This window comes from Bacillus sp. RIT 809 (assembly GCF_016892495.1).
GTDB lineage: Bacteria > Bacillota > Bacilli > Bacillales > Bacillaceae_G > Bacillus_A > Bacillus_A cereus_U.
The window spans coordinates 119,811-137,934 of record NZ_JAFEMR010000004.1 but is presented as its reverse complement, the minus strand read 5'-3'; the positions used below and the strand labels follow the sequence as shown (position 1 = coordinate 137,934).

Genomic DNA, 18,124 nt, shown 5'->3' with positions numbered 1-18,124 from the left:
TCCCCCTATTTCTTTAGCTCGTTTAAGAAGCTTGTTCCATGTTCTGGCATTTTAACATTAAAGTTTTCTGCTACAGTTGCACCAATATCAGCAAATGTTTGACGAAGTGATAACTCTTGTCCGCCTTCTTTCATGCTTGGGCTATATGCTAATAACGGTACATATTCACGTGTATGATCAGTACCGTAGTGAACTGGATCATTACCGTGGTCTGCTGTAATTAATAATAGATCATCTTCTTTTAGTTTTTCGAATACTTCTGGAAGACGTGCGTCATATTCTTGTAGAGCTTCTCCGTACCCTTGTGGGTCACGACGATGACCAAATAAGGCATCAAAGTCAACTAAGTTCAAGAAGCTAATACCTGTAAAGTCCATATTTAATGTATCTACAAGCTTGTCCATTCCATCCATATTTGATTTCGTACGAAGTGATTCGGTTACACCTTCTCCATCATAAATGTCAGCAATTTTACCAATAGCAATTACATCATAATCGCTATCTTTAAGTTCATTCATTACTGTGCGACCAAATGGTTTTAATGCATAGTCATGACGATTTGGTGTACGTGTGAAGTTTCCTGGCTCTCCAACGAACGGACGAGCGATAACACGTCCTACCATGTACTTCTCATCTAATGTTAATTCACGTGCGATTTTACAAATTTTATATAGCTCTTCAAGTGGTACTACTTCTTCATGAGCTGCGATCTGTAATACACTATCAGCAGAAGTGTAAACAATTAAAGAACCTGTTTCCATTTGTTCTTGACCAAGCTCATCAAGAATCTCAGTTCCAGAGGCTGGTTTATTACCGATAATTTTACGACCTGTCTTTTCTTCTAACTCATCAAGTAATTCTTTCGGGAATCCTTCAGGAAACACTTGGAATGGCGTATCAATGTAAAGGCCCATGATTTCCCAGTGACCTGTCATTGTATCTTTACCTGTAGATTTCTCTTGCATTTTTGTATAATATCCAAGCGGTTTCTCTACTTTAGAGATTCCTTTCATTTCACGAATATTACCAAGGCCTAATTTCACCATGTTTGGCATGTGTAATCCATTCATATGTTCAGCGATATGACCAATTGTATCAGAACCTAAATCACCAAACTGCTCAGCATCCGGTGCTTCACCGATTCCCACAGAGTCCATTACGACTAGGAAAATACGTTTATATTTATTCATAACTGCAACCTCCTATATGTTCAGTTCTACTTCTTGTAGTATGTTCAAAACGCTATAAAGTGAAACTGTTATCAATGGGAATTATCTTTCGTCCTCATTATTAAACAGTACTTCTTTAAATCATTCTCTAACTTTTTCGTTTTACTTTCAAACGAATCAAAAACATTTCTAGTTTTTTCTAAGTCAGATGTCAGACATCTGATATTGATATCATATCATGTTTACGCTTTCTTTTTAATACATTTTCGTAGAATTTCTCATTTTCTTCACACTTCTATTGTAATCCATTCTGCAAAGAAGTGCTAATCATTTTATAACATATTTCCTAATATAAAAATAAAAAACAGCTCTAAAGAGCTGCTTTTTATTTTACTTCTACTGTTTCTTCTTTATGTTCATGTAGTTCGCCTTTTCTTACATGAACTTTCACTTTATAAGCACCATTCTCTTTGAAAGTATGTTTACTTTCATACTCTCCTTTATTCCCCTCTTTCGCTGGAATAAATTCGTGTTTTTCAACACCATCTTTCCAAATCTCAAGTTGAACTTCAGCACCCGATAACGCTTCTTCTTTTTGCTTTAAATGAACTTTCATTGTTGATTCAGCATTTGCTTTTATATCACCAGCCATAAGGTGAATCATTGTGTCACTTTTATGATCGCCATGAGCATCTTCTTTCTTCGCATCTTCAACTTTAGCATTTCCCACAGCCACTTTTACTTCTGGCATAACATGCATTTCACGTGCATTTGTATGAGCAATAACATGATATACTCCATCCGTTTCGAATGTTTTTTCTACAGCATAAACACCTTTTCCTTTATGCTTAGCGTTTAACATCTCGTGCTTTTCGTCGCCTGCTTTCCAAATTTCAAACTTTACATCATCAGCATCTGTTACTTTTTCTTTTCCTTGTGTAACAAGTGCTTGTACTTCTGTTTTTTCACCAGGTTTAATTTCTTTCGGATTCGTTTGAACTGCTACTTTTACAGCTTCAAGTTTCTGTTCTTTTTTCGGTTCTTCTTTGTTTGTATTACAGCCAGCCAATGCTAGCATCGCGATAAATAACGTCATAATAAGTTTTTTCATCATCATTTCCTCCTTCATACTTTCCTTAGTATAGAGGAAATACATTGTAATATTCTAGTCTTCTGCTGAAAACAATGTACGAAATGTTTGTGAAGTTTCTGTGAAATGGTTCACTCTTCTTAATCTATGAAAAAAGAGCATAGTGACTATGCTCTCGGGTGAAACTGTTTATATACATCTTTTAATCTAGTTTTTGAAACATGCGTATAAATTTGCGTCGTTGAAATATCTGCATGTCCAAGCATTTCTTGTACAGCACGCAAGTCTGCCCCATTTTCTAATAAGTGTGTAGCAAAAGAATGGCGTAACGTATGCGGTGTAAGCTCTTTTTCAATATTTGCTTCTTTCGCTAATCGTTTTAAAATTTTCCAAAATCCTTGTCTCGATAATCGATTACCATGATGGTTTAAAAAGAGTGCATCTACTGCTTTTTTACCCATCAATTCTCTTCTTCCTTTTTCAATATACTTTTGAATCGCTTCTGTCGCTAAGCTTCCTAAGGGAATAATTCTTTCTTTATTCCCTTTCCCTATGCAGCGAACAAACCCCATCGTTAAGTGTACATCTTCTAAATTTAATGAAATTAATTCTGAAACACGAAGTCCTGTTGCATACAACAACTCTAACATTGCCTTATCACGAATCCCAAAAGCACTTGCCGTTTTCGGTGTTTGAAGCAATGCTTCCACTTCGTCGATTGATAATACTTTTGGTAATTTCCGTTCCCCTTGTGGCGTTTCAATATGTACCGATGGGTCATGCTCCACTGCTCGCTCACGAAGTAAAAATTGATGAAACGAACGAATCGATGCAATATGACGCGCCAATGTTTTTGAAGATTTTCCGTTTTCTTTTAAATACTGCAAAAAGTTAACAATATGCAAGCGTGTCACTTCATGAAACGTCTTCGTTTGTTCTACATTTTGCAAATACTTCACATAGCTTTTCAAATCGCGTTCATAAGATACAACTGTATTTTTCGCTAAACCTTTTTCAACAATCATATAATGAATAAAATCTTTTAATTGATCTTCCAATCTACACTACTCCCCATTTTCATAGAAAAACATCATTCTATTTACGAAAGCATCCTTTTCTGGCTCCTCATTCCCTGATACTTTTTCTACAGTCTCTTCTTTTGGCTTTTCATAACGATGGTAACTTTCATATTCTTCATTTATCCATAGTATAGCGAAATAAAACAAAATCGTACAACTTGTAAATAATAAAAATACTTTCATCCCATCAAAAGTTAATTTTAAAGCTCGGCGCATTGTAAATTCCTCCAAAATATAAGTTATTACAACATATGCCAAGCTTTCACCAATTTATACCTTATTCAAATAAAAAACCTCTTCCTAGTTAAATAGGAAAAGGTTATTTTTCATCCGTTTCATTTTCTTGACAATTTTTACAAATCCCATGGAATGTTAAACGATGATCTTTCACCTTAAAGCTCCAGTCTCGTTCCACTTTATTCTCCACTTCACCAAGTAAATCTTCTTGTATTTCTTGTACAGCACCGCATTGTGTACAGATTAAATGATGATGGAAACGCTGTGCACCTTCTTGGCGTAAGTCATAACGCGAAACACCGTCTCCAAAGTTAATCTTATCGACAACTTTCAACTCAGACAATAACTCTAAAGTTCGATAAACGGTTGCTAATCCGATCTCTGGCGACTTTTCTTTTACAAGGAGGTATACATCTTCTGCGCTTAAATGATCTTCTTCATTTTCTAGCAGCACACGAACTGTTGCTTCACGTTGTGGTGTCAATTTATAGCTCGCTGCATGTAATTGCTTCTTAATTCGTTCAATTCTTTCTTCCATTCGGTACTACTCCCTCCTCGCCACTCTTACACCATTATATCAGAAGAAGGGCTCCTGTCAAAAGAAAAACAATAAAAACAAATTGATAATTATTCTCAAAAAGTATTTATTGTTTGTTAATAGCCTCCACAACTTCTTTCATTAAAACTGGTGATGCATACGCTTCGACACTGGAAGCAATAGCTAATACCGCTCCAATCACGAGAAAAAAGCATGTATAGCGAATTAATAACGGTAATAGTGGCTCAGTTATTTTCCGGATAAATTGATGCCTAATCATTCTCAAGGAAAAGCTTGCAGCAATTGTTGTCATTACGAGAAATACAGGAATTATAATTAAATTTTGTGGCAATACAGATACAAATGCTAATAATAGTCCATTCCATCCGTGCTGACTTACTAAAAAACCTACTGTAAATCCAACAACTACCCCTTTTAAAAATAGTAAGATAAAAATGAGCGGCAACCCAATAATTGAAATCCCCAAAATCCAAATAAAGCCGATATATTTTAATTGCGAAAAGTAACTTTCTCGAAACATTTCGCCTGCGACAGCAAATTCTCCTTTAGAAACTTGTCCAAAAAAACGCTGTAAATAAAATGATAAATCTTGCTTTTGGTTTATTTGTAAACTATTCACAAGAATCGCTCCAAATATTACTCCCATCAGTAATAAAACCGCATTAAATATATATAGTGAAGAATTTTCCTGTATGTGAGACATTACACGGTCTTGCCACGTTTTTCGCCACATTTTCCTTCCCTCCGTTCACACTCTTACTAAAAATGTATGAAAGAAAGAAAAAAAGTATGACGAATTAGCATTGAAATTCCGCTCTACTTTGCTAAACTAAAAAGTAGAGAATAGGAGGGATTTCTCTTGAAACCATTATTATTAGATTTTCCAACATTATTTCAAACTGAGCGCTTGCAAGTACGTAAGCCGTTTCCAGGTGATGGCACAGAAGTATATGAAGCAATCCAAGCTTCTCTAGAAAACTTATTACCATGGATGCCAATTACAGCTGAAACAGAAGAACGTGCTGAAGAAATTGTTCGCGAAGCTCACGGACAGTTTTTACTTCGTGAAACACTTGATTTCCACTTATACGATAAAGTATCTGGTACATTCATCGGAGCTATTACTCTCAAGCCTGAAAACTGGGATATTCCAAAGTTTTCACTTCACTTCTGGCTACATAGCGCTTATACAAAGCATGGCTATATGACAGAAGCCATTAAAGGTGCGATTCAATTTGCATTTGATAAACTAGGTGCTAGAAGAATTGAAATTCGTACTGATGCAACAAATATAAACGCATGTAACTTAGCAGAACGTCTAGAATTTATTTTAGAAGGTACAATGGAAAATGATTTCCTAGCACCCGATGGCAGCTTACGCGATGCACGTGTATATGCAAAAATCAACTAAAAACACTCGCCTTAGGCGAGTGTTTATTTTTGTAATTGTAAATATTGTACTGCAAACATCGTCTTAGCATCATGTATGCGAAGGTCTTTCATAAGATCAATCGCTTCTTCTAATGACACTTCCATTAATTCCACAAATTCATCTTCATCTAAAGCTGCTTTATTTTCTTTTTGTTTTAACCCTGTCGCTTTATATACATATAAAATCTCATCTGCAAAACCAGGTGATGTATAGAAAGATGTAATAAGCTCCATATTTTCACATACATATCCTGTTTCTTCTTCTAATTCACGAACTGCTGTTACCTCTGGCTTTTCCCCAGGTTCTAACTTCCCAGCAGGAATTTCTACAATTGCCTTTTCGAGAGCTTTACGATACTGCTCAACGAGTACAATTTTCCCCTCATCAGTAATAGCAATAATAGCAACTGCCCCAGGGTGATTTACGATTTCACGTTTACTCATTTCTCCATTTGGTAATACTACATCATCAACACGAACTTTTATAACTCTACCATCAAAAATCGGTTCAGTTTTTACTGTTCTTTCTGCAAGATTACTCATACTACTTCATCTCCCTGTTCTATTTCCTAATCGTTCTTCATACATTTTACCACATTGAAAGGAGCGTGATAGAAATGAAAGTTTACATTTTACCAAATCGCGTCACTTTAGTCGGCAAAGCATGGCAAATTCGTCATAAGCTAAAACAATATGGAAAAGAGTATACAACTGTACAAGAGTGGATTACAGCAAATAAAAAGTAAAAGTTTGTCAACCTCCTTTCCCTTTCGTACAATAAAGATAAGGAGGTTGACCTATGAAAAAACGTCAATTAGGAAACTCAGATTTATATGTTACGGAAATTGGATTTGGCTGTATGTCTCTCGGTACATCTGAGGCTGAAGCTATGCGTATTATCGATAAGGCAATCAATTTAGGAATTAACTTTTTTGATACAGCGGACTTATACGATTATGGATTAAATGAAGAATTTGTTGGAAAAGCTCTGAAAGGAAAACGCGACCAAATTGTTCTTACAACAAAGGTTGGAAATCGATGGACAGAAGAAAAAAACGGCTGGTCTTGGGATCCTTCTAAAGCTTATATAAAAGCCGAAGCAAAAGAGAGTTTACGTAGACTTCAAACAGATTATATTGATTTATATCAACTGCATGGCGGGACGACTGAAGATCCTATAGATGAAACAATTGAAGCCTTTGAAGAATTGAAAAAAGAAGGTATTATTCGTCATTATGGTATCTCTTCTATACGTCCAAATGTCATTCGTGAGTATGCAAAACGTTCAAACATCATTAGTGTATTAATGGAGTACAGCCTTTTAAATCGTCGTCCTGAAGACTGGTTCCCACTGCTTAATGAACATCAAATTAGTGTCATCGCACGCGGACCACTTGCGAAAGGCATTTTAACTAACAACAATGCAAGCAAGATAGAAAGAGTAAAGGAAAAAGATTACCTCTCCTATTCTTATGATGAATTAAATACAACACTCGCGAGTGTAAAAGAAATTATAGGAGAAAGATCTTTAACTGGATCAGCCATTCAATACTGCTTACATAATGAAAATGTTGCATCTGTTATACCTGGTGCAAGCTCTATTCAACAGTTGCAAGCAAATGTACATGCTGGGGAACAAACGTCGTTAACAAAAGAAGAATATACACAACTTCAGCAAATTGTTAAATTTGATACATATACATTACATCGTTAAAAAAACGTTACCGTACAGGTCATAGCTATCAAGTTAAAAAAGAAGGTGTCCCAAAAGCTCATTAAAAATGACCTTTTAGAGACACCTTCTTTGTATTGATCTTTATATGGGTGAGAAGTTGTTTCATGAACTAATTTAACGTTATGTTTATCTACCGAGAATAAACGACTATTCTTTTTCTTATTTTGAACTAAAATCAATTGATTTGTAGAGTTCGGGCAACTTTCCCACCACTTTCTATAACCGTACAGATAGCGTTTTTATAACGTATCATATTTATCAGGATTCGTTCCTACATGTAAATTACGATTTAACGTATTAATTTGATCCATCTCTTCTTCAGTTAATGAGAAATCAAAAATAGTAAAGTTCTCTTTAATACGAGATGGCGTAACAGATTTAGGAATAGTCACAATCCCACTTTGAATATCCCACCTTAATATAACTTGTGCAGGTGACTTTTCATATTTTTTAGAAATAGCCTGAATAATTGGATGCTGGAATACTTCGCCGCCTCTCATTAAAGGACTCCACGCTTCCATTTGAATTTGCTCACCTTGACAAAAATCACGCAATTCAAATTGCGCTAACATTGGATGAAGTTCAACTTGGTTTACCATCGGCTTCACTTTGCAATTTGGTAATAACAGTTCTAAGTGATGTTTATGAAAATTAGAAACACCAATGGCACGCACTTTACCTTCTTCATATAGCTTTTCTAGAGCACGGTATGTATCAACATACTTCCCTCTTATCGGCCAATGGATTAAATATAAATCTACATAGTCCATTTGTAATTTCTTTAAACTTTTTTCAAACGCCTCGAGCGTCTCCTCGTACCCTTGATCGTCGTTCCAAACTTTTGTTGTAATAAACAAGTCTTCTCGCGGGATTCCTGATTCACGAATCGCCTCTCCGACACCGCTTTCATTTTCATATACAGTTGCTGTATCAATCGAACGGTATCCAAATTCTAATGCTGTTTTTACTGCTTGTTTAACTTCGTTGCCTTCTTTCGCTTTATAAACGCCTAGACCAATCATCGGCATTTTCACACCATTATGAAGTGTAGTTGTTGGAATATGCACACTCGTTCTCCCTTTCAATGTTACATTTTTTGTATACCACCACTTTATTTCAACAAGATTCATCCAAAAAGTCAAAACATACGTACAGTTTACATAATACTTTTATACACGTTTAAAAAAATAACGTGAACTCAGTCATTCACGTTATTTCCTTTCCATTCTTTCGCTTTTTCATCAACATTACGTACAAACTCATTTTTCCCTTCCGTATACATCGTGCCATCATATGTATATTTTTCCGCTAGTTCTTTCTTTAAAGTTGCATATGCCTCTGCTTCTTCACAGTGAGCCATCATGTAATCACGAAACGATAAATGCCTTGTAATCTCAGGATTCCCTTTTTCAAATACGTGCAAGTGATACGAGCGTTTCTCCTCCGTTCCATGAATAAAAAAACGACGACCTGAAATACCATTTTCCCCTTTCACGATGTAACCAAGCTCTTTAAATCGTTCATTCCAATGATCTACTCTGTCGATACTTTCTACTTCCATAATCATATCAATAATAGGTTTAGCTGCTAGTCCTGGCACTGACGTACTTCCAATATGATGGATTTTTACCGTTTCTGGCATCGCCGATTTTAATCTTTCGGCCTCCATTTGAAATTTCTCACTCCAATGATTTTCGTACGAAACAACTACAATTTTCCTCATTCTAACTCCCCTTTTCTTACAAACTCGTCAAAAAAATGATCAGCGGCATTTCACTGATCATCTTTTTATTATTTAAAGTCTTTCCAAGTAAGGCTACTTTCACTTAACAGTTCTTCAAATGATTTATTCTTTTCACGTTCTTTTTGTTCCTTACGCTTTCTTTCTTGCTCTGCTGCCTCTTTTTTCTCTTCTCTCACTTGCAACTCTTTTTTCTTATTCTTTAATTGTTGCATTAACGAATCGTTCAATTGATCACCTAGTGTAAGTGATTCTTTCTCTGGTTGATTCATTTGAGAGTGTCTTTGTGTTTGTCTTTGCTTCTTTTTCTTCATACTATTCACCTTTTACTTTTTTCTCCATTATAGAGGATACACGGCGAAATCGACAATAAAAAAGATACATGACTCCCCCGATTCTCTATTATTCTTTTTTTGTAAATGTGTTAATTTTTCGAAAAAACTAAATTTTATGGTAGCTATAATCCTAGTAATCTATTAAAATTATGTCGTATGATGTCAGATTATAAAAAAAGGAGAAATTAATTATGTGGAAAAAAATTATTCCTGCTGTTGCTGTTTTAAGCACTATTACTTTTTCAAGCGTATTCGCCGCTCCTCCATCTCAGGCTCCTGCCGAACAAAACCGATACATAGACGTACAAATGCTTGGTATTAATGATTTCCATGGACAACTAGATACTGTAAAAAAAATTAACAATAAAGAAGCTGGTGGTGCTGATTACTTAGCTACTTATTTAAAAGAACGCAAAAAACAAAACCCTAATACACTTCTTGTGCATGCTGGAGATATTGCCGGAGCTAGCCCACCAGTTTCTGCTTTATTACAGGACGAACCAACTATTGAATTTTTAAATGACTTAAAATTTGATGTTGGTACAATTGGAAATCATGAATTTGATGAAGGCATTGATGAAATGCGACGCCTTATTTATGGTGGATATCATGAAAAAACAGGGAATTTCAAAGGAGCAAACTTCCCTTATGTCGCTGCAAACTTCTATAATAAATCAACTGGCCGCTTATTTTTACCACCATTTACTGTAAAAATGGTAGATGGAGTTCCTGTAGGATTCATCGGAGTTGTTACAACGGATACACCGAATGTCGTTATGCCAACTATGCTAAAGAATGTACAAATTACTGATGAAGTAGAAGCTATTAATAAATCTACTCAGCAATTAAAGCGTCTCGGTGTTAAATCTATCGTAGTCCTTGCACACGTTGGAGGTACAACTGATGACACTGGTGTAACAAACGGTGACCTTACTCGCATTGCAAATGAAACAGATCCCGAAGTTGATGTTATTTTCGGCGGACATAGTCATACGTACGTAAATGGTACTGTAAATAATAAACTCATCGTACAGGCGAACTCTTACGGAATGGCTTTCTCGGACGTAGATGTAACAATTGATAGAAAAACAAAAGATATTGTGAAGAAAAAAGCTGAAGTTATCACAACATATCATGAAGGTGTAGAACCTGATAAACAAGTAAAACAAAAGTTAGATCAATATAAAGAAAAAATTGCACCGCTTGTAAATGAAGTTGTCGGAAAATCTACAGCACCTATCGACCGTAAACAAAACGATGCTGGTGAATCTACCCTTGGAAATTTAATTGCCGATGCACAGCGCCAAACAATGCAAACACAAATCGCTCTTATGAATCCTGGTGGAATTCGCAATGATCTAGACGCTGGAGATATTACATGGGGCGAGTTATATGGTATTCAGCCTTTCGGAAATCAATTAATTAAAATGGATTTAACAGGTCAAGATATTCGTGAAATTTTAAATCAACAATGGCAAAAAGGAACAACGAGAATGCTCCAAATTTCAGGTATCCAATACACTTGGGATGCAATTAAACCAAATGGTGAAAAGGTTACGAATATCCGTTTAACCAATGGTGAAGAATTAGTTTCCACGAAAACGTATAGCGTAGTTGCAAATGCCTTCCTAGCTTCTGGCGGCGATGGATTTGTATCCTTTAAAAATGGAAAAAATACTGAAACTGGTCCAAACGATTTTGAAGCATTAGTCGATTATGTAAAACAAGTGAAAGAACCAATTCAGCCAATTATTGATGGACGTATTCAAAAAATCAACTAAATACTATTCAAACTAGTGCGTGACACTCGAAAGAAGAAGCTCCTTTTTATATGCAAGGAGCTTCTTCTTTTAGAGTCATACGTATTGTCATTCTTCTAGTGCAGTAAAGGATAAGCACATAGCCCCTTGTTTCCTCGTAGTATATAGAAAACTATAATAGGAGGGTTTGTATGTATTTCTATCCAAACAATGACGATACATTATATCGACAAAATGACAAACTCATTCGTAGTATTGAGAAAGCAATTAATGGAGAATATAGCGCCATTCATTGTTATGCTAAATTAGCTAATTTAGCTCCAGACATAAATGAACGAAATCAAATCCTTGAAATTCGGCAAGATGAAATAAACCATTTTCACCAATTTGTACAAATCTACACCCTTTTAACCGGTAAAAACCCTCAGCCCCAAATCACTGAAGAATGTCCAACTCTTTATTTGAACGGATTAGAATTCGCTATACAAGATGAGCAACGAACAGTTGATTTTTACTTAGAAATTGCAGACGAAACGACAAATCAACAAGTGAAAGAAACATTTCGGCGCGCAGCAGCTGATGAACAAAATCATGCCGTTTGGTTCCTATATTACTTTTCGAAACAAAAAATGAAATGAAATAAGACAAAAAGGATACACGCTCTTATATGGAACATAGTATCCTTTCTTTTATTTCTCTGGATACGTTTCATGATTAACATCATACCGTTGCAAAAATTCATGTAGTGCTTCTTCTACAATTTTAGACTTTTGAATCCCTTTCGATTCCGATATAACATCTAGTCTTGCTAATACTTCTATATTAATTGAAAAGGTTCGTTTCTTTTTCTCTGTGCTCTTACTTATAATTTGAACACTTATTTCTTCTCTTTTTCTTAGCAATTCATAAATGCTTTGTAATTGTTCATAAATTAGTAATTGATAGTCTGTTTTTGCATATTGAAGGGCAGTAGCTTCTTGGATTTGCAAATGACGTGGCTCTTCACCATCACCTATAAAGATACGTTTTTTCTGCTCTCCATCATATTCATATCCAATCACCCTTAACTTCTTTGATAATGTATATGGGCTCATTTCAAGCCGTTTTGCTATAATAGCGATTGATTCGCGTCTATTTAAAGAGTCAATAATTTCTCCAATCGTCACATTCTCCCTCCTCTCTTAATCGCCTAAACTTGAAATCAAACCAGTATGTTATGATACAATGATTTTCTAGTAGTATATGCAAAAGAAAGAGCCTGTGCGATTCATACCATTTAAGAAAAGGAGGTTTACATATGCTTTTTCGTAGCTATACACCACAGTTTTATAACGAAAAGAAGCAATTAATCCCTAACAGTATCGCTACGATAGAAAGCGTTATGATTAATGACCGGAAACAATCTCTCCTTATACGTGGACAAAACGTGGAACAGCCTATTTTATTATGCTGTCACGGTGGACCTGGTATGGCACAAATCGGCTTTATTCGTCATTTTCAAAAAGAGTTAGAAAAGCACTTTATCGTTATTAATTGGGATCAACGCGGGGCAGGTAAATCCTTTTTATGGCGAGATATCCAAACAAATTTTACGATTGATCAATTTATTTCAGATGCAAAAGAAGTCATTCACTATCTTCTTAGACGCTTTAAAAAACAGAAATTGTTTCTCGCTGGGCATTCTTGGGGGAGTATTATCGGACTGCAAATCGCTAGTCAATATCCCAAATATATAGAAGCATACATCGGCATCGGTCAAATCGTACATATGAAGCAAAACGAAGAATTACTATACCGACATTTAATTAGCTCTGCAAAAAAACATGACCATAAAAAGGCATTAGCTTCTCTTTTAAAGTTAGGGAAACCACCCTTTTTAGATACGAGACGTCTCATTATTCAAAGAAAGTGGCTTGGTACATTTGGCGGAGCAATACAAAACGGATCTTCCTTTTCTTTCATACGAAAAGGTTTCTTTTCTCCTGAATATACGCTATTAGACTGGTTCAAATTTCTCGCAGGAAATTTAAAATCCGGAGTTTTATGGGAAGAGATGCTAACAATCGATTTCTTTTCGTCTATTTCAAGTTTATCTGTTCCTGTTTATTTTTGTTCTGGTCGCTATGATTATCAAACTCCTTATGCACTCGTTCAACAATATTGCGATATCATTCAAGCTCCTATTAAAAAGATGGTTTGGTTTCCAAACTCGGCACATTCTCCAGATTTAGAAGAACCTGAACTATTCGCCAAATCTTTACAATCAATTAAACAAGAACTATCTTTTCAACATACATAACGAAAGGCTCTTTTACATTTCATAGAAAACATTTTATAATGATATGTCGCAAGTATATGTCACTGCAAATATTTTCTTGCCTTAACAGAATAAAAATTAGGGAGATTACATTTATTATGAACGCTGTACTCATCGCAGTAGCAGTCATGCTACTGCTTAGTTTGTTACGTGTCCAAGTCATTGTCGCCATTATCGTTGGAGCTTTAACAGGCGGACTTATCGGCGGACTCGGTATTTCAGAAACAATTAGTACTTTTACAGCCGGTCTTGGGAACAGTGCTCCTATCGCATTAAGCTACGCAATGCTCGGTGGATTTGCTATTTCCCTTTCAAAAACAGGACTTCCTGATGCAATGATCCAATCAGCTTTAAAATGGATCGGCAACGAACAAGACACGAAAAAACAAGTCTATTCTAAAATACTTATATTATTTATCATTTTAACAATGGCTTGTTTCTCACAAAATATTATCCCTGTTCATATCGCCTTCATCCCAATCTTAATTCCAGCACTTTTGAAAGTATTAAATGAGCTGAGGGTGGATCGTAGGCTTGTAACATGTCTTATTACATTTGGATTAATTACCCCTTACATGTGGGTCCCAGCAGGATTCGGAAAAATTTATCATGACGTATTACAAACAAATGCTGCGCAAAGCGGTCTTACATTTGATGTCGCACTTATTCCAAAAGCGATGACTATTCCAGCAATCGGTATGATTATCGGATTATGTGTAGCAGTTTTCATTACATACCGAAAACCACGTACATATGAAACAGAACAAATTCATGCTGCACAGAATGAAATCGTTCCCTATACGAAAAGAAGCATTACTTTTGGTTTATTATCAATACTCGCTACATTAACTGTGCAATTAGCAACAGAATCAATGATTTTTGGTGCTTTAGCAGGTATTATCGTCTTATCAGTTAGCGGTAGTCTCCCTCTTAAAGAAGCCGATGCTATTTTAACGAGCGGAATGCGTATGATGTCCTTTATCGGATTTGTTATGATTTCTGCCGCTGGATTTGGCGCTGTTCTTCGAAAAACTGGACATGTTGAATCTCTTGTGCAAACGAGTGCACATATAATCGGAAATAATAAACCGCTTGCTGCATTTCTTATGCTCGTTATTGGACTTCTCGTTACGATGGGAATTGGTTCTTCCTTTTCAACCATCCCAATCTTAACAACAATTTTCGTACCGTTATGCGTCCAGCTCGGATTTAGTCCCATGGCCACAATCGCAATTATCGGTACAGCTGGTGCACTTGGTGATGCAGGTTCTCCAGCATCTGATAGTACACTTGGACCAACGTCCGGTTTAAATGCTGATGGTCAGCACCATCATATATGGGATACATGTGTCCCAACATTTCTACACTATAATATACCGTTACTTATATTCGGCTTTATTGCCGCAATTACACTATAAAAGGTGCGTTTTAAAAACGCACCTTTTACTTTGTTGTTTCTCTCTCAATACATCTAAATTCTGTTTCCACTTCTTCTTGTTCCACTTGTTTCTTCTTTATTTTTCCTATTAACTGCTGAAAAGCTATTTCCCCATTTTCTTCTATATAACTTCCAATCGTCGTTAATGATGGACTTATCCATTCACCCTCTACACTCCCGTTAAATCCAATGATTTGCAACTTACCTGGTATATGAATATTAAGAGTTTTCGCCACCCTGATTAGCTCAATAGCGACCTTATCACTTGAAGCTACAACCCCATCTATGTATGGATGCTTTTGTAACAATTCAAGAAACTGTTGATTCGTATACCCTTGGACAATTTCCTCTCGATAAGAAAGTCCTTCTTTCCAAGCAGTATCTAGAAATCCTGCCACATGCTCTTCCATTTCTTCACTCTCTACTCCCTCACCGATATAAGCAAGAAACTGGCAGCCTTTCTCTTTTAATAAAGAAACAGCTTTCTGTCCACTTTCATAATAGCTCATAAGAGATTGTCGTCCCTCAAGCACAGCGAAAGGAAGTGAGATCTCTCCTATACTTCGAAAAACAGATTTCGTCATTATAACGCCTGCAATGTTATTTTGCTCCAACATATCTATGTATCTATTCTTATTTTCTATATTACAAACTATTACTTGATACCCTTCTTTATATGCTATTTCCTCAACGAAACGGAGCAAAGTGATGTATGATGGATTATGCAAATTATCTACAAGTAATGCAATCATCGTTGAAGGCTGTTTAAATAAAGGCTTTGCTGTAGCATTCGGTCTATAATGTAATTCTTCAATTGCTTTTTTTACTTGTTTCACCGTATCTTCATGGACATATCCTTTTTCGTTAATGACTCTTGAAACGGTTGCGACTGAAACACCGGCCAATTTTGCAACATCACGTATAGTTGCCACATCGTCACCCCTTAATATGGTAATAGATTACAATTTTAAACTAAACCAAAATATAACATTCGTCAAGGTTATTGTTTTATATTTCTGAAAATTGTTACACAACTTCCACTCTACTCATAAAGTGAAACTTTAATCAGTGGGGGTTTTACTGCCCTCAAATGCGGGATAAAATATACTCCAGCTGAATTTCATGTGAAATCGCGATATTATCATAACCAATAAACGGAATTTCTTTCTTTATTTTTCGTGCTTCCTTTACCGCATCAATATACAAGTTCGTCATCATGAAGTTACGTTTCTGATAAAAACGAAGTGCGTTCATATTATCATTCGTCGTAATGAGCCACACTTTTTCACATTCGTTCTCTTTTGCCACTTGCAGCACACAATCCACCAGTTTTGTACCAATCCCCTTTCCTTCCTCAAAACTATTTAACGATACAATTTCACACATGTTTTCTATCACTTTACACGTTATAATTCCCACTATTCTGTTATTTCTAAGTGCAACAAAACCGGGTAATTCTTCTAATTGATGTACTCTGCCTCGCGAGACCATCATTGAGCTTCCCCAGTTTTCACACATAAAATCCTGAATTGCTTCTTTCATTTCTGGTGTAATTTTTTGTATATGAACCATATACGATTTCTCCCCTTTTCACATCATTGTGATACAATGTTAGTGTATCATATGTAGAGGTATTTGGAGGATGAGGTAAAGTATGAAACGTTTTTTTACAGCATTGTTTACTATACTAGGTGCACTAACTGCGATTGGGATTTTCTTTACAAATAAAGTTATGTACTTGAAGAAAAAAACAGAGGAAGAAGTTTTAGAACGCGAAACGAAAAAGCATTTTCATTTAGACGATTTTAAGGCTATTCAAAAAGAAGAGGTTCACATCCCTTCTCAATTCGGATACGAACTTCACGGATATTACATGCCAGCTGGTCATTCCAATAAATTTATGATTTTTTGCCACGGTGTGACCGTAAATAAAATCAATTCCGTTAAATATGCAAACTTATTTTTAAATAGAGGATATAACGTATTTATTTATGATCATCGCCGTCATGGTAAAACCGGTGGTAAAACAACAAGTTATGGCTATTATGAAAAACATGATTTAAAGTCAGTAGTTGACTGGCTAAAAGATCGTTTCGGAACGAATATTACACTCGGAATTCATGGTGAATCTATGGGTGCTGCAACTCTTCTTCAATATGCAGGACTTGTTGAAGATGGTGCTGATTTTTATATTGCTGATTGTCCTTTCTCTGATTTTTATGGACAGTTACAGCATCGTTTGAAAGTTGAGTTTCATTTGCCAAAATGGCCTTTATTACCTTTAGCAAATGCCTTTTTAAAAGTTCGTGATGGCTATACAATTCGTGAAGTTTCACCAATTGATTGTATAAAAAACATTAACAATCCTGTTCTCTTTATTCATAGTAAAGACGATGACTATATTTTATCTGATATGACGAAATCACTTTATGAAGCGAAAGAAAATAATAAACAGCTTTATATTGCAGAACATGGTGCACACGCTTGCTCTTATAATGAAAATAAAGAAGAGTACGAAGATGCCATCGATCAATTTTTAAACACATATGTAAAAGAAACAAAAAACAGGCTTGCATAAGCCTGTTTTTTTACTGCGCTAAAACGTCTGTAACTTGTTCCATATTTTCAGAAATCCACTTTACTGCCTCGTCTAGCGTTGGGAATTCCGTCGTTTGAAAAGTCACCTCATCTTGAAGTAACCAAACATCTTTCGGTTCTTGTCCTACACCTGCGATTGACCAATGAAGTAAACTATATGGATGATTATCATTCAAAAATGATGCCCATGTGCGCTCATTTGCAATATTTTGTAGTGTTTGTAATTTTTTATCCATCTTTCGTCACCTTACTCTAGTCAGTTATAAAAACTATTATAACACTCTCTTCTCTCTCAAACAAAGTGCTCTTTTTATATTGTCAAGTACTCTCCCTAATTATATGATGAGAGTAAGCGTTTGGAAAGGAGGGATAACGTTGGCAAAAGTACAAATTAAAGTAAATGATAATGGCTCTTTTCGCGTTACAGGGGACGTGGAATTAGTTGACTCACAAGGGAATGTATTCCCAGCAAAACCGGCATTTTCTTTATGTCGTTGTGGTTTATCAAAAAACATGCCTTATTGCGATGCTTCGCATAAAGGAAAATTCGAGTCTGTTGTTAGAGCACCAGAGACAGAATAAATATTTAAAGAGCATGCACATTTATTTGTGCATGTTTTTTCTTTTGATCAAAG

At 35.7% G+C, this 18,124-nt stretch carries 23 protein-coding genes; 9 read left to right on the top strand and 14 right to left on the bottom strand.

Features of this window, described 5'->3' with window-relative positions:
* Window positions 1-5: 5 nt before the first annotated feature.
* From deoB to spoIIM, 6 genes are all read right to left on the bottom strand, one after another.
* Window positions 6-1,190 carry a phosphopentomutase gene (deoB, locus tag JTF23_RS06500; protein ID WP_105584620.1) on the bottom strand — a complete coding sequence of 395 codons (1,185 nt, stop codon included), beginning with the start codon at window positions 1,188-1,190 and terminating at the stop codon, window positions 6-8.
* A gap of 364 nt (window positions 1,191-1,554) precedes the next feature.
* Complete coding sequence (locus tag JTF23_RS06495) at window positions 1,555-2,283, bottom strand: FixH family protein (RefSeq protein WP_204208318.1); 729 nt, start codon at window positions 2,281-2,283, stop codon at window positions 1,555-1,557.
* 143 nt (window positions 2,284-2,426) lie between these two features.
* Window positions 2,427-3,317, bottom strand: coding sequence for a site-specific tyrosine recombinase XerD (xerD, locus tag JTF23_RS06490; RefSeq protein WP_002199432.1), 891 nt, complete (start codon window positions 3,315-3,317; stop codon window positions 2,427-2,429).
* A 6-nt stretch (window positions 3,318-3,323) separates the two neighbouring features.
* On the bottom strand, window positions 3,324-3,554 hold the full coding sequence (locus tag JTF23_RS06485) for a YqzK family protein (protein ID WP_002088473.1): 231 nt from the start codon (window positions 3,552-3,554) through the stop codon (window positions 3,324-3,326).
* Window positions 3,555-3,657: 103 nt separating this feature from the next.
* Window positions 3,658-4,113, bottom strand: a complete 456-nt coding sequence (fur, locus tag JTF23_RS06480) for a ferric iron uptake transcriptional regulator (protein WP_000392654.1) — start codon at window positions 4,111-4,113, stop codon at window positions 3,658-3,660.
* Window positions 4,114-4,219: 106 nt separating this feature from the next.
* Window positions 4,220-4,867, bottom strand: a complete 648-nt coding sequence (gene spoIIM / locus JTF23_RS06475; protein WP_002111637.1) for a stage II sporulation protein M — start codon at window positions 4,865-4,867, stop codon at window positions 4,220-4,222.
* A 126-nt stretch (window positions 4,868-4,993) separates the two neighbouring features.
* On the opposite strand from spoIIM, the gene JTF23_RS06470 reads away from it, so the two are divergent.
* A complete protein-coding gene (locus JTF23_RS06470; RefSeq protein WP_078180685.1) occupies window positions 4,994-5,545 on the top strand; it encodes a GNAT family N-acetyltransferase in 552 nt (183 codons plus the stop codon).
* A gap of 23 nt (window positions 5,546-5,568) precedes the next feature.
* On the opposite strand, the gene JTF23_RS06465 is transcribed toward JTF23_RS06470, so the two are convergent.
* On the bottom strand, window positions 5,569-6,108 hold the full coding sequence (locus tag JTF23_RS06465) for an NUDIX domain-containing protein (protein ID WP_002014941.1): 540 nt from the start codon (window positions 6,106-6,108) through the stop codon (window positions 5,569-5,571).
* Window positions 6,109-6,182: 74 nt separating this feature from the next.
* Between JTF23_RS06465 and mciZ the strand changes: the two genes are divergently transcribed.
* Together mciZ and JTF23_RS06455 are read left to right on the top strand one after the other, a co-directional pair.
* Window positions 6,183-6,311, top strand: coding sequence for a Z-ring formation inhibitor MciZ (mciZ, locus tag JTF23_RS06460; RefSeq protein WP_000870295.1), 129 nt, complete (start codon window positions 6,183-6,185; stop codon window positions 6,309-6,311).
* A 53-nt stretch (window positions 6,312-6,364) separates the two neighbouring features.
* Entirely contained in the window at window positions 6,365-7,279 is a 915-nt protein-coding gene (locus JTF23_RS06455) for an aldo/keto reductase (RefSeq protein WP_204208317.1), read from the top strand.
* Between the two features lie 260 nt (window positions 7,280-7,539).
* Here the strand turns inward: JTF23_RS06455 and JTF23_RS06450 are convergent, their stop codons facing one another.
* The 3 genes from JTF23_RS06450 to JTF23_RS06440 form a co-directional block, all read right to left on the bottom strand.
* Complete coding sequence (locus JTF23_RS06450; protein ID WP_016106094.1) at window positions 7,540-8,367, bottom strand: aldo/keto reductase; 828 nt, start codon at window positions 8,365-8,367, stop codon at window positions 7,540-7,542.
* Window positions 8,368-8,498: 131 nt separating this feature from the next.
* Window positions 8,499-9,023, bottom strand: coding sequence for a GrpB family protein (locus tag JTF23_RS06445; RefSeq protein ID WP_016106095.1), 525 nt, complete (start codon window positions 9,021-9,023; stop codon window positions 8,499-8,501).
* Between the two features lie 68 nt (window positions 9,024-9,091).
* A complete protein-coding gene (locus JTF23_RS06440; protein WP_002014945.1) occupies window positions 9,092-9,355 on the bottom strand; it encodes a YqkE family protein in 264 nt (87 codons plus the stop codon).
* Window positions 9,356-9,567: 212 nt separating this feature from the next.
* Between JTF23_RS06440 and JTF23_RS06435 the strand changes: the two genes are divergently transcribed.
* Both JTF23_RS06435 and JTF23_RS06430 read left to right on the top strand, forming a co-directional pair.
* The gene (locus JTF23_RS06435; RefSeq protein ID WP_002111647.1) at window positions 9,568-11,157 is read left to right on the top strand and encodes a bifunctional metallophosphatase/5'-nucleotidase; all 1,590 of its coding nucleotides are present in this window, start codon (window positions 9,568-9,570) and stop codon (window positions 11,155-11,157) included.
* A gap of 170 nt (window positions 11,158-11,327) precedes the next feature.
* Window positions 11,328-11,774 (top strand): ferritin-like domain-containing protein, encoded by a 447-nt coding sequence (locus tag JTF23_RS06430; RefSeq protein ID WP_204208316.1) that lies wholly within the window; start codon window positions 11,328-11,330, stop codon window positions 11,772-11,774.
* A 51-nt stretch (window positions 11,775-11,825) separates the two neighbouring features.
* Here JTF23_RS06430 and JTF23_RS06425 read toward each other — a convergent pair whose 3' ends face one another.
* Window positions 11,826-12,302, bottom strand: coding sequence for a ribbon-helix-helix domain-containing protein (locus JTF23_RS06425; RefSeq protein WP_002067020.1), 477 nt, complete (start codon window positions 12,300-12,302; stop codon window positions 11,826-11,828).
* Window positions 12,303-12,433: 131 nt separating this feature from the next.
* On the opposite strand from JTF23_RS06425, the gene JTF23_RS06420 reads away from it, so the two are divergent.
* On the top strand, window positions 12,434-13,435 hold the full coding sequence (locus JTF23_RS06420) for an alpha/beta fold hydrolase (protein WP_002111650.1): 1,002 nt from the start codon (window positions 12,434-12,436) through the stop codon (window positions 13,433-13,435).
* 116 nt (window positions 13,436-13,551) lie between these two features.
* Window positions 13,552-14,871, top strand: a complete 1,320-nt coding sequence (locus tag JTF23_RS06415; protein ID WP_002111651.1) for a Na+/H+ antiporter family protein — start codon at window positions 13,552-13,554, stop codon at window positions 14,869-14,871.
* A 25-nt stretch (window positions 14,872-14,896) separates the two neighbouring features.
* Here the strand turns inward: JTF23_RS06415 and JTF23_RS06410 are convergent, their stop codons facing one another.
* Both JTF23_RS06410 and JTF23_RS06405 read right to left on the bottom strand, forming a co-directional pair.
* Window positions 14,897-15,823, bottom strand: coding sequence for a LacI family DNA-binding transcriptional regulator (locus JTF23_RS06410; RefSeq protein WP_204208315.1), 927 nt, complete (start codon window positions 15,821-15,823; stop codon window positions 14,897-14,899).
* A 154-nt stretch (window positions 15,824-15,977) separates the two neighbouring features.
* Complete coding sequence (locus tag JTF23_RS06405) at window positions 15,978-16,463, bottom strand: GNAT family N-acetyltransferase (protein ID WP_016106098.1); 486 nt, start codon at window positions 16,461-16,463, stop codon at window positions 15,978-15,980.
* A gap of 82 nt (window positions 16,464-16,545) precedes the next feature.
* Here JTF23_RS06405 and JTF23_RS06400 point away from each other — a divergent pair, with 82 nt between their 5' ends.
* The gene (locus JTF23_RS06400; protein WP_002111658.1) at window positions 16,546-17,469 is read left to right on the top strand and encodes an alpha/beta hydrolase; all 924 of its coding nucleotides are present in this window, start codon (window positions 16,546-16,548) and stop codon (window positions 17,467-17,469) included.
* 10 nt (window positions 17,470-17,479) lie between these two features.
* Here the strand turns inward: JTF23_RS06400 and JTF23_RS06395 are convergent, their stop codons facing one another.
* Window positions 17,480-17,725, bottom strand: a complete 246-nt coding sequence (locus JTF23_RS06395; RefSeq protein ID WP_002111659.1) for a DUF2552 family protein — start codon at window positions 17,723-17,725, stop codon at window positions 17,480-17,482.
* A gap of 103 nt (window positions 17,726-17,828) precedes the next feature.
* Between JTF23_RS06395 and JTF23_RS06390 the strand changes: the two genes are divergently transcribed.
* Window positions 17,829-18,071: a CDGSH iron-sulfur domain-containing protein gene (locus tag JTF23_RS06390; protein WP_078172859.1), complete on the top strand. Its 243-nt coding sequence runs from the start codon at window positions 17,829-17,831 to the stop codon at window positions 18,069-18,071.
* Window positions 18,072-18,124: the final 53 nt, after the last annotated feature.